Raw genomic sequence first — 13,148 nt, forward strand, 5'->3', positions numbered from 1 at the left:
CGATTCCTTAGAACATTTTTTTAGAAATAGCCCTGACGCTTCTTCTGCTCCATGGAGCCAGCCTGATCGTGGTCAATCAGCCGTCCCTGCCGCTCGCTCGAGGTGGTGATCAGCATCTCCTCGATGATCTCCGGCAGTGTGGTGGCATTGGATTCGATGGCGCCGGTCAGCGGGTAGCAACCCAGGGTGCGAAAACGCACCAGCTCCTGCTTCACCTCGTCATCCGGGCCGATTGGCATGCGCTCGTCATCCACCATGATCTTGATGCCACTGCGCTCCACCACCGGACGCATGGCGGCAAAGTAGAGCGGCACTATGTCGATGTTTTCCAGATAGATGTATTGCCAGATGTCGAGCTCGGTCCAGTTGGAGAGCGGGAACACCCGGATGCTCTCCCCCTTGTTGACCTGGCTGTTGTAGACGCGCCACAGCTCGGGCCGCTGGTTCTTGGGGTCCCAGCGGTGAGACTTGTCACGGAAGGAGTAGACCCGCTCCTTGGCCCGGGACTTCTCCTCGTCGCGGCGCGCCCCGCCGAAGGCGGCATCGAAGCCGTATTTGTTGAGCGCCTGCTTGAGCCCCTCGGTCTTCATGATGTCGGTGTGCTTGCCGCTGCCATGCACGAAGGGGTTGATGTCCATGGCCAGACCGTCCGGGTTCTTGTGGACAATGAGATCCAGCCCGTATTTCTCGGCGGTTTCGTCCCGGAACTTGATCATCTCCTTGAACTTCCAGTTGGTGTCCACATGGAGCAGGGGGAAGGGGATCTTGCCCGGGTAGAAGGCCTTGCGGGCCAGGTGCAACATGACGGAGGAGTCCTTGCCGATGGAGTACATCATCACCGGGTTCTCGAATTCGGCAGCCACCTCGCGGATGATGTGGATGCTCTCGGCTTCCAGCTGCTGCAAATGGGTCAATCTTTCACGGTCCATGTCGGGTCCTCTGGTCTGGCTAACGCGCGTGGTCAGAGCGCGGTTCGGGTTCAGTTCGATAAGGCTCAGGCCTCACCGGCAAATCAAGTCGGGTGGGTCAGGCCAGGCTGACCAGCTTCAGGTCGCAGCCACGTGGCTCGCCGTTTTGCTCATCGTTTATCTCTGCGCTTTTCTCGCCACTTTTCTCGCCAAACCAGGCGAGTCGGTCACGCAGTGACACCACCTCGCCAATGACGATGAGCGAGGGGCTTGCCGCATGCCGGGCCAAGCTGGCCAGCTCCCCCAGGGTACCGGTCAATACCTTCTGCCGGGTCTGGGTACCGCGCTCTATGATGGCAATCGGCGTCTGCGGCTGGCGGCCATGGTCAATCAGCTGCTGCTGGATATGTTCGGATCGCATCAGCCCCATGTAGATAACCAGGGTCTGGTTGGTGGCCGCGAGCTGCTGCCAGTCAGGCTCCTTGCCCGCTTTCTGGCAGTGGCCAGTAATGAAGACGGCGCTCTGGGCATGGTCGCGGTGGGTGAGCGGTATGCCCGCATAGGCAGTGGCGCCAGCGGCGGCCGTGATGCCGGGCACCACCGAGAAGGGGATCCCCTCGTCTGCCAGCACCTCCAGCTCCTCACCGCCGCGACCAAACATGAAGGGATCGCCCCCCTTGAGACGCACCACCCGGTTGCCCGCCTTGGCGTATTGCACCAAGAGGCGGTTGGTTTCGTCCTGGGGCACGCTGTGATCGCCCGCCTTCTTGCCCACCGAGATCAGGGTGGCATCCCGGCGCACCAGATCCAGGATTTCGGGGGAGACCAGCTGGTCATAAAGCACCACTTCGGCCTGCTGGATCTGCTGCAACCCCTTGAGGGTCAGCAAGCCAGGATCGCCGGGGCCCGCCCCCACCAGCACCACCTCGCCCAGCTCGCGCTGCGCCTTGTCCAGCCCCTCATTGAGCCACGCTTCGGCACGCTGCCAATCCTGCTTCTCGATGAGGCCAGCCAGGGCATTGGAGGCAAAGGCCCGCTCCCAGAAGCGGCGGCGGTCGGAGATCGAACTCAGCAACTCTTTGGCGCGATGACGCACTCGCCCCGAAAGCTCGGCCAATCCGCCCAGATGCCTAGGCAGCAGGCTTTCGAGCCGCTCGCGCAAGAGGCGCACCAGTACAGGAGCCTTGCCACCGCTGGAGACAGCCACCATGATGGGGGAGCGGTCTATGATGGAGGGGAAGATAAAGCTGGAGCGCGCAGGGTCATCGACCAGGTTGACGAACAGACCCAGTTCGGTCGCGCTCTCATAGACAAGGGCATTGACGTCGTTATCGTCGGTGGCGGCCACCACCAGCAGTTGACCCGCAAGATGGGCTGGCTCAAACCGCACTGGCAGATGGTTGAAACGGCCAGCCAGTTCATCAAATTCAGAGGCCAGGACAGGGGAAACCAGCGTCAGTCTGGCACCCGCCGCCAGCAGCAGGCGAGCCTTGCGCAGGGCCACCTCACCGCCGCCGACCAGCAATACGGGACGGCCTTCCAACCGGGCAAACATAGGTAAGTAATCCATCTCGACGCATCCCTTGAAACTGCTTAACTCAGGGGACTATAGGCAGGCTTACTTATCCCTCAAAATAATAAAAAATGCTTTTTAAGACGTTTTAGTAATTAAAAACTGCCGCTAAGCGAGCCAGAATAAACCCAAGCTTGTGGTGTTTCAGGCTAAGGCATAGGCTAGTGCCTGTGTTTCATAAGGAGCTGATAATGAATGAGTCACTGATAGTCCTAGGGATTTTCGTCTTCTTGGTGATAGCGACCCTGGGAGCCGGCATCAAGATAGTGCCTCAAGGCTACAACTGGACAGTTGAACGCTTCGGACGCTATACCCGCACCCTGTCACCCGGTCTGAACCTGCTGATCCCCTATGTCGACCGCGTGGGGCACAAGATCATCATGATGGAGCAGGTACTCGACATCGCCGCCCAGGAGGTCATCTCCCGGGATAACGCCAACGTCACCATAGACGCCATCAGCTTCGTGCAAGTGGTCGACGCCCGCAAGGCAGCCTATGAGGTCAACGACCTCATCAGCGCCATCCGCAATCTGACCATGACCAACATGCGGACCGTGCTCGGTGCCATGGAGCTCGACGAGATGCTCTCCCAGCGCGACACCATCAACGAGAAGCTGCTGCGCACCATGGATGCCGCCACCGCCCCCTGGGGCATCAAGGTGACCCGGATCGAGATCAAGGATGTCCGCCCCCCCCTGGCACTGGTCGAAGCCATGAATGCCCAGATGAAGGCCGAGCGCCAGAAACGGGCCGAGGTGCTGGAGGCTGAAGGGGTACGTCAATCCAAGATCCTCAAAGCCGAGGGGGAGAAACAGTCCCAGATCCTCAAGGCCGAGGGTGAGCGTCAGGCCGCCTTCCTCGCCGCAGAGGCACGGGAGCGGGCCGCCGAGGCCGAAGCCAAGGCGACTCACATGGTCTCCAAAGCCATCGCCGAGGGGGACATGCAGGCCATCAACTACTTCGTGGCCCAGAAATACACCGAAGCACTGGCCCGGATCGGCGAAGGCCCCAACAGCAAGATCATCATGATGCCGCTGGAAGCGGGCAGCCTGATTGGCTCCGTGGCCGGCATGGCCGAGCTGTTCAACAAGGGCGATAAAAAATGACAGCGCTGCTGGTGAGCCTGACCCACTGGCACTGGCTGGGACTGGGCTTCGTGCTGCTCGCCATCGAGGTACTGGGGTCGGTGGGCTTCCTGCTCTGGACCGGCATTGCGGCGCTGGAGGTGGGTCTGCTGCTGCTGATCTGGCCCTTCGGCTGGCAGTTGCAATTGCTGCTGTTCGCCCTGCAATCCCTGATCACCACCTGGGCCTGGTGGCGTTGGCAACACGCTCGCGACCGATCTAGCCGTGATGCGGCGGCCCCCATCAACGAACGGATGCACAGCTATCTGGGCCGGGAGCTGACGCTGCTTGATGATGTCAGCCAGGGGATGAGCCGGGTTCATCTGGATGACACTGTCTGGACGGTGCGCTGTGCCAGCAACCTGGCCGCCGGTAGCCGGGTCAAGGTGGTGGGCACAGACTCCCACATCTTGCTGGTCGATCCCCTGCCCTTACCGCCGGGATAAATGACAAGCCAATAAAAAGGGCTCCACGGAGCCCTTTGTCATGATGCCAGCTGGCTGGCATCCACTCGGCGATTCGCGATAGCGCTAGAGACTGCCGCCATCGAGCGCGGCCTTGAGCAGATCCTTCCAGCTCAATATCCCGACCAGCTGCCCCTGCTCGAGCACCGGCAGGCAAGATACCTTCTTGTCCAGCATCAGCCGGGCAGCATAGGCCAGGGTCTGGTGAGAGGAGATGGTGACAGGATCCCGAGTCATGATCTGGTGAGCGCGGCGATTGAGGGTTTCGGTATCGCGGCTCTGCTCGGCGGCAGAATCCAGATAGGGACTCAGCGCCTGGAGCAGATCCCGATCGGAGATGATGCCAATCAGCTTCCCCTCTTCGATGACCAGCAAATGGCGAAACTTGGCCTGCTCGAAAATATCCTTGATGACACTCAGGCGATCGTCCATCTCAACGGTCACCACGCGGCTAGTCATGATGGTTTCAACCTGCATGGCAGACTCCTTATCCAGGGGCCGGGATACCTATCCCGGCGGCGGGGCCTGGGACAACACCGTCCAGACTTCCCTTTTATGACATCTTTATCGGCGCCGCACCAGTCGGCTCAAGTGCAAAACGGCGTCATTTCACGTAACATCCCGTCAGTTTCATCCCCGGTTCCCGAACGCGCAGATCCCTGTCATGGTAATATCTGCACCGGTTTTATTCTTCATTTTCGAGCAAGCAGATCCCACCCATGATAGTTGCCAGTCAAATCGAACTGATCCGCGGCGGCCGCAAGCTGCTGGACAACGCCTCCGCCACCATACATCCGGGCCACAAGGTGGGCCTGGTCGGCAAGAACGGTTGTGGCAAGTCCACCTTCTTCGCCCTGGTCCGTGGCGAGCTTTCCATAGACAGCGGCAGCTTCTCCCTGCCCGTCGGCTGGCAGATAGCCGGCGTGGCCCAGGAGACCCCGGCCTTGGACTGCTCAGCCCTCGACTACGTGATCGACGGCGACAAGGAGTTTCGCGCCCTCGAAGCCCAGCTCGCCCGGGCCGAGCAGGATGACAATGGCCTGCTGGTAGCCGAGCTGCACGGCAAGCTCGACACCATAGGTGCCTACAGCATCCGCGCCCGCGCGGCCGAGTTGCTCCACGGCCTTGGCTTTAGCGATGAGCAGCTAGGTTCGCCGGTGCGCAGCTTCTCCGGTGGCTGGCGCATGCGCCTGAATCTGGCCCAGGCGCTGCTCTGTCGCTCGGATCTGCTCTTGCTCGATGAACCGACCAACCACCTGGACTTGGATGCCGTCATCTGGCTGGAGAGGTGGCTCAAGGGCTATCAGGGCACACTCGTCCTCATTTCCCACGACCGGGATTTTCTCGATTCGGTCATCAATCGCATCATCCACATCGAGAATGGTCGCCTGAACGAATACACCGGCGGCTACTCCGACTTCGAGTTGCAGCGCGCCGAGCAGCTGGCCCAGCAGCAGTCCATGTATGAGAAGCAGCAGCGGGAGATGTCCCACATGCAGGAGTATGTGGACAGATTCCGCTACAAGGCCTCCAAGGCCCGCCAGGCCCAGAGTCGCCTCAAGGCCATGGAGCGGATGGAGAAGATCCTGCCTGCCCACGCCGATTCCGAATTCAGCTTCGAATTTCGCGAGCCCTCGGCCCTGCCGACTCCGCTCATCGTCATGGAGAACCTCAGCGCCGGTTATGGCGACAAGGTGATCCTCGAGAAAATCAAACTCAACCTGGTACCCGGCTCGCGCATCGGCCTGCTGGGGCGCAACGGCGCCGGTAAATCGACCTTCATCAAGATGCTGTCGGGCTCCAATCCGCCGCTGTCCGGCAAGCTCGAAGTGAGCGCCGGGGTCAGCATCGGCTACTTCGCCCAGCATCAGCTCGAGACCCTGCGTCTGGACGACACCCCCCTCGATCACCTGGTTCGCCTCGCCCCGGACAAGACAGAGCAGGAGCTGCGCAACTATCTGGGCAGCTTCGGCTTCCATGGCGACAAGGCCCTGGACAAGGTGGCCCCCTTCTCCGGTGGCGAGAAGGCCCGACTGGTGCTGGCCCTGGTCACCTGGCAAAAGCCGAACCTGCTGCTGCTCGATGAACCGACCAACCACCTGGACTTGGAGATGCGCCACGCCCTGACCATGGCGCTGCAAGGCTTCGAAGGCGCCATGGTGGTGGTCTCCCACGACCGTCACCTGCTGCGTACCACCACCGATGACTTCTATCTGGTGCACGGCGGCCGGGTCGAAGCGTTCGACGGCGATCTGGACGACTACCACAAGTGGCTCGGCGAACAGGAAAAAGAGGCCAATGCCAAGCCCGGCGATGGGGTGGTGACCGCCAACTCGGCCCTGGGTCGCAAGGATCAGAAACGGCGTGAGGCGGAGTTCCGGCAAGCGACCCGCCCCCTGCGCCAGAAGCTGGAAAAGCTCGAGGCGAGCATGGAGAAACTGCAGAACAAGCTGGCCGCAGTGGAGGAGCAACTCGCCGATCCCGCCATCTACGAAGAGAGTGCCAAGGCACGGCTCTCCGAGCTGCTCAAATCCCAGGGCCCCATCAAGGAGGAGCTGGAAGAGGTGGAGATGGCATGGATGGCGCTCAGTGAAGAGCTGGAAACCATGGAGTCAGCCTTCCTTGAGCAATGATCTGATGAGCGACGGCAGCGGCCTGCCCAGTCCGCTGCGCTTCTGGCACTGGAGCGGCAAGCTCTATGGCAGCCGTAGCCAGGACTGGCTCGATGTGCAGGAACAAGGGGGCAACGTCAACCTCGCCCTGCTGCTGCACTGGCTGGATCTCGCCGGATTCAGCGTGGATCTCACCGAGCTGCAACCGGCCCTGGTGCAGACCGAGGCCGTGCTCGCCCCCTGGCGTGCCCTGCGCAAAGGCGCCAAGCCCAGGCTCAACGAAGAAGAGTATCAAGCCATGCTGGCCCATGAACTGGAGCTGGAACAGCTGCAGCAGGGAGTGCTGCTGCAGTGCCTGCGCGCCTCTCCCCCACGCCGGGAACCGGGCCACAATCTAATGAACTACCTGACGTTATTGGGCGCCGAACAGGGGCCATTGAGAGATCTAATATGCTGAGCTATCGCCACGCCTTCCACGCCGGTAACCACGCCGACGTGCTGAAACACACCGTCCAGGCCCTGATCATCGAGTCCCTCAAGAAGAAGGACAAGCCTTTCATCGTGCTCGATACCCATGCCGGTGGCGGCCTGTATGATCTGCGCGGCGACTGGTCCCAGAAGAAGGCGGAGTACGCCGACGGCATTGGGCGCTTGTGGGATGAGCGGGCCGACTGGGCCACCATGGCCCCCTACCTCGGCGTCATCGAAGAGATGAACCCCGGTCAAGAAGGAAACGGTGGGGAGCTGCACTACTATCCAGGCTCCCCGGAGCTGTCCCGCCGCCTCGCCCGCGAGCAGGACAAGCTGACGCTGATGGAGCTGCACAACAACGAGGTCGAGGACCTTCGCGCCAACATGGGTTATGACCCCCGTGTCGCCGTGCACCATCGCGATGGCTTCGAGGGGCTCGCGGCCCTGCTGCCGCCGACCCCGCGCCGGGGGCTGGTGCTGATCGACCCACCGTACGAGCTGAAGGAAGACTACTTCGCCGTGGTCGATACCCTGAAAAAGGCGCAAAAGCGCTGGGCGACCGGCATCTATGCGCTCTGGTATCCCATCCTCGGGCAGGAGGCGGACAAGTCCCGCGACATGCTCAGGGCCATCAAGCGGGAAAACTTCGGCAACGTCCTGGTGGCGGAGCTGGAAGTGGCCGGTCAGACCGTCGACTGGGGCATGAACGGCTCCGGCATGCTGATCGTCAGCCCCCCCTGGCTGCTGGATGAGCAGATCGAAGCCTTCCTCAAGCCCCTCTGCGCCAAACTGGCCCAGGGCGCCGGCGCCCAGTACAGGGTCGAGTGGCTCAACAAGGCAGCCGACTGAGCCCTCATCGACCGAATGACAAAGCCCCGAAAGGGGCTTTTCTCTGTCTGCCGTTGCCGGGATGACGACTCAGGCCCGGACGGGCATATCTCGCCAGAGCGCCAAAATGAGCAGCGCCAGCAGGGCCAAGGGCGGGGCCAAGCAGAGCAGCACGCACAGAAAGGTGATAAGCACAGGATGGCGGTTCTTGCGCCGCGCCAGTCGCCAGGCCACGACGCCGACGACGATCATCAGCAGCAGGATGAACAGCACAAACAGGTTGGAGTTGATGGTCATGAAAGCTCCTTTTTCATGGCAAAAGGCACACTCTAGCGCCGCAGTGGCCCCAGGCAAGTCCCCAATCTGGTGGTCTCGACCTCGGTCGATAGGCTTTTTCTATCTAGTTGATAGATGAGAATAGTTTTCATTCATAGTGATTGTGGTGGATACTGCTGTCATCACCAGAGGGAGTCACCACCATGAAAAAGACCATCAGCTTCGCCATTCTGCACTTCAGTGTCGCCTTCACCGTGGCTTACCTGCTGACCGGTGAGCTGCTGACTGCCAGTCTGATCGCCCTGATAGAGCCTGCCGTCAACACCGTCGCTTTCTACTTCCACGATCAGGCCTGGAACAGATTCAAACCGGGTCACAGCCTGAATGCCAAGACCAGCAGCTTCGCCCTGGTGCACTTCTCGGTGGCGTTTGGCGTCGCCTACCTGCTGAGCGGCGAGCTGCTCACCGGCGGCGTGATGGCCTTGATCGAACCTGCCATCAACACCGTTGTCTTCTTCTTCCACGAGCGGCTGTGGCGTGCCCGCCAGCAACTGGCGCTGGCATAAGAGAAGAGCGCAAGTTCTGCCAAGCGGGGCCGCCCGGCGCAAAAAGCGCCCGGCGGCCCCGCTGCATTATGCTGTAGAGTGTGCTGTAGTAGCCGGGTATCCCACTCTTTTTACTGGAGTCTTTCCGATGAACAAGCTGCTGCTTGGCCCCCTTCTCTTTGCCCCTCTGCTGGCCAGTGCTGCCACCCCTTCCTTCGATTGCACCAAGGCGAAGGGCGCCGCCGAAACCCTGATCTGTAAGGACGCCGCGCTGGCGGCACTGGATAACGAGCTGGCCACCCTCTATCCCAAGGCACTCGCCAACCTCTCCCCCGAACAGCTCAAAACGGAGAAGGCCATGCAGCGCGGCTGGATCAAGGGTCGCAACGACTGCTGGAAGGCCAAGGATCTGCGCCAATGCGTGGAGGAGAACTACCAGCAGCGGATCACCGAGTTGCAGATAAAGGGGGGTCAGTTGATGGTGCCGACGCCGGTCGATTACCAGTGCGGCAAAGACGTCAGCCTCTCGACCTACTTCTATAACGACGCCAAGCTGCCCGCCGCCGTGATCAACCTGAGCGAAGGGGACAACCAGCAGCAGGTGCTCGCCTATGAGACCCCAAGCGCCAGCGGCGCCCGTTATGAAGGCCAGAACCTCGCCCTCTTCACCAAGGGAGACGAGGCCAGCCTGGAGCGTTACGGCCAGCCGACACTTGCCTGTACCGAGGCCAAGGGCAACTGACCGCAGTACGGGGGCCGCCTGCAACCTACAAGCGGCCCCCCTTGCCGACCACAATGGCACCCCGCTATGCCAGAGAGTGGTCTCAGCAATCCACCCCACCGACACGCACTCGCTATCGCTACCTTTCGAAAAAGCCTTGCACCGCTCCCCGCCCTCTATCGATCACACCGCCTTACTCATTAATTTGTTGATCCTGCCCAGAAATCTTCCATCTCGTCCTTCCCCTCTTCACCACGCCCGCTAACATTCCCGATTGGCAACACATGCCTCATCGGAGTCACCCATGAGCCACGCCAGCCCTCTCTCAGGTAAAGAGCTGCACACTGGAGGCTGAAATTCAGGGGCGGTAGCTATGCCGACATTTGCCATGGCCAAGGTCACACTGCTTTTCTATACAGTCGTAATGATTGCGCAAAAAGAAGAGGTCAAGCGAATACAATCAGCTTCAGAGGCAGGCAGATAACTCATTTATTTAGAATGTTATTTATAAAGCCCTGAATCAGGGTGAAGCGTAGTTAGATAGAAGGCGGTATTAATGTGTTAGTACCGCCTTCCATCTAATCACTGTTATACCCCAAGGAGAACCTGTGCCGGAATCACAAATTGATCATCACTTATTAGATTGGCAAGAAATCGAAGGTGATGGCTGGGAATCTTTACTTCTTGGCAATGGTTTCAGTATAAATATTTGGGAGCGTTTTGGTTACAACAGCCTTTACGAAGTTGCTCAGAGTAACGATATCGAAACAACCTTAAGCCAAGAAAGTATTGCGCTATTCGACCATATAGGTAGTTCAAACTTCGAGGATGTTCTGAGAATCCTTTATCACGCTAAGCTTGTAGACCAACAGCTCGGAAATCCGCAACACGATCAAATCGACCAGCTTTATACAAATACAAAAAACTCCCTTGCAGCAGCTGTAAACTACGCGCACGCCCCACCTGACTTCGCCAGTATACCTGCTATAAATCAGTCCTTAAGAAGCTTCAAGAATGTATTTACAACCAATTATGATCTAATTCCGTATTGGTCAATAATGCGCGAAGAAACCTGGCGCTTCAAAGACATGTTTTGGGGTGAAGGTAGCACTTTTGATATCACTGATACGGCAGTCGTTGCGGACAGGTGCACTATCCACTATCTGCATGGCGCAGTACATTTAGTAGAGAAATCAAATGGTAAAACAAAAAAATTAACCACCAACGGCATTGCACGACTGGCCGATCTTTTCGATCTTGCACATCCCGAACAGTTTCCACTTTTTATCTCAGAAGGCAGTTCAGAATGGAAGCTATCTAGAATCAAGAGGAACGATTACTTACGTTTCTCATACGAAAAACTATGCAAATCAACCGATAATCTAGTTGTAGTTGGGCACTCACTTCACAAAGACTATGACCAACATATTATCGATGCCATAAATCAAAGTCCGCTTAAGCGTATAGCAATCAGCGTATGGCCACATCAAAATCAAGCCAGCATTCTGTCATTCAAGTCCCGACTACACCAAGAACTCACCGATAAAGAGCTTTATTTCTTTAACTCTGAAACACACCCCATAGGCAGTCCTAATCTCAGAGTTGGCGTATAACAATGCGCTCAAATCGCTCACTTCGTTCGCTGGGACGGGCTAAAGCTCGCCCCTTAGCTTAATCGTTAGAAGCCATACGGAGTCCGTCTTGCAAACAAAAGACTACATAACACTAGCGCTTTCACTGATCGCCATTTCTGTATCGTTCTACAACTTATACATTCAACAGTTCCGCCGGAGAGAGCACCTTACCGGCGCAATGTTCTCAACAGGAATAAACGACTCTGTTTTTGATAGAAAAATGGAGTATGTATTAAGCAACACTGGTGACGTTCAACTTGCTATTAAACAGGTTGAATTGCTCATAGACGGTAGAATTTTAAACTCAGAAGCCACAGGAATCCCTGTAATTCTCAAGCCAGGAGACGTTGCGCTGGTTGATATATTTTACAAAGAAGCAGAAACAGAAGATGAATCCATAACAGAAGTTGAGTTCGGCGTATTCTCCGCCAAAGGAAATGGCTATCGTCTCCCACACAACCATCGCGAAGATACTAAAGACCCAAACAGTATATGGGACTCTTTTGAACTAAAAAAACTTCACAAAGGCTTCTAACAATGCGCTCAAATCGTTCGCTTCGCTCACTGGGACGGACTAAAGCCCGCCCCTTAGCTTAATCGTTATAAGCCTCAAGGAAGGCAAGGTATATATGAAGAATTCTGAGAACTTTAAAACCGTTTGGTGGGGAATCCTCGTTATTGTAATAGGGTTCTATTTGTATGGAAGGTATCCAAAGCTCATCGAGGGAAACCCTTCTTATTTCGACGTTGTTGTGTTTGTAATCTGGATTGGCGTCTGTCTTGCGCCAATATTCCAAGAGATGGATTTGTTTGGAGTAAAACTAAAACAGCAAATCGATGATTTAAAGAAAGATGTAAGTCATCAACTTTCCATACTTAAAACAGAAATCAAGTCATCGATTGAAGTATCAAATGCAAACAGCAACCAGATATATTTTCAATCTGGTGCAGTGCCTCCAAAAGATTCTGATATACCAGATCTATCAGAGCAGATACAACGCACGCTGGATAAGATGGGTATAACAGCAGCGCAAGACGACGCTTATGATTACGGAGTTGACCCAATCCATGTTGAAATGTTTAAGGTGCGGTTGTCTTTTGAAAACCTTTTGCGCGAATATTCAGATATTGATGATAAATATCGCCGTAGGTACTCAGTAGGTAAGCTCTTAAATGACCTACGAAACTATGAGGCAATATCCAAGAATGTTCTTCATGGCGTAATGGAGGTTATATCTGTTTGTAACTATGCAGTTCATGGGGAACCCCTTTCAAAAGCTCAGATAGCTTTCGTCAGAGAATCTGCTCCAGGGTTGCTTAAGGCATTAAAAAATGAATTGCAAAGCGGCTTATAACAAGGCATTGCAGCGGACAAGCCGCTGAATGCGGCGTTATACCTCAAATTGCCAATGCTTGAGCAATAAAAATAATAAAAATACTAGGACACCCACCATCTAGATAGCAGACTTGCCTGACAAGGTGGGTGTCCTCTGTCAGTCATCGCCTGCCAATCCAGCTCTGTCCTCCCCCGTGGGTATTCAATCCCGCCTGCCACTGGCCTATAGTGAGCCCCTACACGAACAACCTTTGCGAGCAGCGAGATGTATATCGGCGAATTTGCCCGGCTGGCGGGCACCACCCCAAAGGCTGTCCGCCTCTACGAACAGCTCGGGCTGCTGCCCGAACCCAGGCGGCGCGGCCAGTATCGCGTCTACCGGGCGGAAGATCTGGAATGGGTCCAGATCATTCGTCAGGCCCAGCAGTTTGGCTGCAAACTCAGCGAACTCACCTCTCTGCTGGCCGGCCTGACCGACATGGCGCAGTTTCCCTGGCAGGAAGCCGAACGTCTGATTGCCTGCAAGCTGGCCCAGCTCGCCGCCGAGACGGCTCGCCTGCAACACCAGCACCAGCAGCTGGAACAGTTCGCCGAGCTGCTGCAACGGCATCCCTGCCGCACGCCACTCCCCCAGCAAGACTAAGCCCTGGCAAACG

General features: G+C 57.1%; 15 protein-coding genes. 11 read left to right on the top strand and 4 right to left on the bottom strand.

The genetic code is table 11. The features are described from left to right. Window positions 1–20: 20 nt before the first annotated feature. Together cysD and cysG are read right to left on the bottom strand one after the other, a co-directional pair. On the bottom strand, window positions 21–965 hold the full coding sequence (gene cysD / locus ACSMDR_RS07880; RefSeq protein ID WP_269077635.1) for a sulfate adenylyltransferase subunit CysD: 945 nt from the start codon (window positions 963–965) through the stop codon (window positions 21–23). A gap of 61 nt (window positions 966–1,026) precedes the next feature. Next, a complete protein-coding gene (cysG, locus tag ACSMDR_RS07885; protein ID WP_436467849.1) occupies window positions 1,027–2,478 on the bottom strand; it encodes a siroheme synthase CysG in 1,452 nt (483 codons plus the stop codon). A gap of 194 nt (window positions 2,479–2,672) precedes the next feature. Here cysG and ACSMDR_RS07890 point away from each other — a divergent pair, with 194 nt between their 5' ends. Beyond that, window positions 2,673–3,587, top strand: coding sequence for an SPFH domain-containing protein (locus ACSMDR_RS07890; RefSeq protein ID WP_005901292.1), 915 nt, complete (start codon window positions 2,673–2,675; stop codon window positions 3,585–3,587). After that, complete coding sequence (locus tag ACSMDR_RS07895) at window positions 3,584–4,051, top strand: NfeD family protein (protein WP_436467850.1); 468 nt, start codon at window positions 3,584–3,586, stop codon at window positions 4,049–4,051. Before ACSMDR_RS07890 ends, ACSMDR_RS07895 begins: the two co-directional genes overlap by 4 nt. A gap of 84 nt (window positions 4,052–4,135) precedes the next feature. Here ACSMDR_RS07895 and ACSMDR_RS07900 read toward each other — a convergent pair whose 3' ends face one another. Further along, the gene (locus ACSMDR_RS07900; protein WP_005901290.1) at window positions 4,136–4,546 is read right to left on the bottom strand and encodes a CBS domain-containing protein; all 411 of its coding nucleotides are present in this window, start codon (window positions 4,544–4,546) and stop codon (window positions 4,136–4,138) included. Window positions 4,547–4,788: 242 nt separating this feature from the next. On the opposite strand from ACSMDR_RS07900, the gene ACSMDR_RS07905 reads away from it, so the two are divergent. The 3 genes from ACSMDR_RS07905 to ACSMDR_RS07915 are packed head-to-tail and all read left to right on the top strand — an operon-like array spanning window position 4,789 to window position 8,001. Beyond that, window positions 4,789–6,702 (top strand): ABC transporter ATP-binding protein, encoded by a 1,914-nt coding sequence (locus ACSMDR_RS07905; RefSeq protein ID WP_436467851.1) that lies wholly within the window; start codon window positions 4,789–4,791, stop codon window positions 6,700–6,702. A 4-nt stretch (window positions 6,703–6,706) separates the two neighbouring features. Further along, a complete protein-coding gene (locus tag ACSMDR_RS07910; RefSeq protein ID WP_436468226.1) occupies window positions 6,707–7,138 on the top strand; it encodes a DUF2390 domain-containing protein in 432 nt (143 codons plus the stop codon). Continuing rightward, a complete protein-coding gene (locus ACSMDR_RS07915; protein WP_436467852.1) occupies window positions 7,132–8,001 on the top strand; it encodes a 23S rRNA (adenine(2030)-N(6))-methyltransferase RlmJ in 870 nt (289 codons plus the stop codon). Before ACSMDR_RS07910 ends, ACSMDR_RS07915 begins: the two co-directional genes overlap by 7 nt. A gap of 69 nt (window positions 8,002–8,070) precedes the next feature. On the opposite strand, the gene ACSMDR_RS07920 is transcribed toward ACSMDR_RS07915, so the two are convergent. Continuing rightward, window positions 8,071–8,277, bottom strand: coding sequence for a hypothetical protein (locus ACSMDR_RS07920; RefSeq protein ID WP_436467853.1), 207 nt, complete (start codon window positions 8,275–8,277; stop codon window positions 8,071–8,073). A 182-nt stretch (window positions 8,278–8,459) separates the two neighbouring features. Between ACSMDR_RS07920 and ACSMDR_RS07925 the strand changes: the two genes are divergently transcribed. The 6 genes from ACSMDR_RS07925 to ACSMDR_RS07950 all read left to right on the top strand — a co-directional run bounded on the left by ACSMDR_RS07925 (window position 8,460) and on the right by ACSMDR_RS07950 (window position 13,135). Continuing rightward, on the top strand, window positions 8,460–8,822 hold the full coding sequence (locus tag ACSMDR_RS07925) for a DUF2061 domain-containing protein (RefSeq protein WP_436467854.1): 363 nt from the start codon (window positions 8,460–8,462) through the stop codon (window positions 8,820–8,822). A gap of 127 nt (window positions 8,823–8,949) precedes the next feature. Beyond that, entirely contained in the window at window positions 8,950–9,543 is a 594-nt protein-coding gene (locus ACSMDR_RS07930) for an MliC family protein (protein ID WP_436467855.1), read from the top strand. Between the two features lie 587 nt (window positions 9,544–10,130). Beyond that, window positions 10,131–11,135: a DUF4917 family protein gene (locus tag ACSMDR_RS07935; RefSeq protein WP_436467856.1), complete on the top strand. Its 1,005-nt coding sequence runs from the start codon at window positions 10,131–10,133 to the stop codon at window positions 11,133–11,135. A gap of 88 nt (window positions 11,136–11,223) precedes the next feature. Continuing rightward, window positions 11,224–11,691 (top strand): hypothetical protein, encoded by a 468-nt coding sequence (locus ACSMDR_RS07940; protein ID WP_436467857.1) that lies wholly within the window; start codon window positions 11,224–11,226, stop codon window positions 11,689–11,691. Between the two features lie 94 nt (window positions 11,692–11,785). After that, window positions 11,786–12,511: a hypothetical protein gene (locus ACSMDR_RS07945; protein ID WP_436467858.1), complete on the top strand. Its 726-nt coding sequence runs from the start codon at window positions 11,786–11,788 to the stop codon at window positions 12,509–12,511. Window positions 12,512–12,757: 246 nt separating this feature from the next. Beyond that, window positions 12,758–13,135, top strand: a complete 378-nt coding sequence (locus ACSMDR_RS07950) for a MerR family transcriptional regulator (RefSeq protein ID WP_436467859.1) — start codon at window positions 12,758–12,760, stop codon at window positions 13,133–13,135. Window positions 13,136–13,148: the final 13 nt, after the last annotated feature.

It is taken from the genome of Aeromonas molluscorum (genome assembly GCF_051376105.1).
Lineage (GTDB): Bacteria > Pseudomonadota > Gammaproteobacteria > Enterobacterales > Aeromonadaceae > Aeromonas > Aeromonas molluscorum.

Bases quoted from the DNA above. Each gene is read 5' to 3' on its own strand.
- ACSMDR_RS07910 (WP_436468226.1), top strand. From the start codon at position 6,707: ATGAGCGACGGCAGCGGCCTGCCCAGTCCGCTGCGCTTCTGGCACTGG.
- cysG (WP_436467849.1), bottom strand. From the start codon at position 2,478: ATGGATTACTTACCTATGTTTGCCCGGTTGGAAGGCCGTCCCGTATTG.
- ACSMDR_RS07930 (WP_436467855.1), top strand. From the start codon at position 8,950: ATGAACAAGCTGCTGCTTGGCCCCCTTCTCTTTGCCCCTCTGCTGGCC.
- ACSMDR_RS07895 (WP_436467850.1), top strand. From the start codon at position 3,584: ATGACAGCGCTGCTGGTGAGCCTGACCCACTGGCACTGGCTGGGACTG.
- ACSMDR_RS07900 (WP_005901290.1), bottom strand. From the start codon at position 4,546: ATGCAGGTTGAAACCATCATGACTAGCCGCGTGGTGACCGTTGAGATG.
- ACSMDR_RS07925 (WP_436467854.1), top strand. From the start codon at position 8,460: ATGAAAAAGACCATCAGCTTCGCCATTCTGCACTTCAGTGTCGCCTTC.
- ACSMDR_RS07945 (WP_436467858.1), top strand. From the start codon at position 11,786: ATGAAGAATTCTGAGAACTTTAAAACCGTTTGGTGGGGAATCCTCGTT.
- ACSMDR_RS07915 (WP_436467852.1), top strand. From the start codon at position 7,132: ATGCTGAGCTATCGCCACGCCTTCCACGCCGGTAACCACGCCGACGTG.
- ACSMDR_RS07920 (WP_436467853.1), bottom strand. From the start codon at position 8,277: ATGACCATCAACTCCAACCTGTTTGTGCTGTTCATCCTGCTGCTGATG.
- ACSMDR_RS07890 (WP_005901292.1), top strand. From the start codon at position 2,673: ATGAATGAGTCACTGATAGTCCTAGGGATTTTCGTCTTCTTGGTGATA.
- ACSMDR_RS07905 (WP_436467851.1), top strand. From the start codon at position 4,789: ATGATAGTTGCCAGTCAAATCGAACTGATCCGCGGCGGCCGCAAGCTG.
- ACSMDR_RS07950 (WP_436467859.1), top strand. From the start codon at position 12,758: ATGTATATCGGCGAATTTGCCCGGCTGGCGGGCACCACCCCAAAGGCT.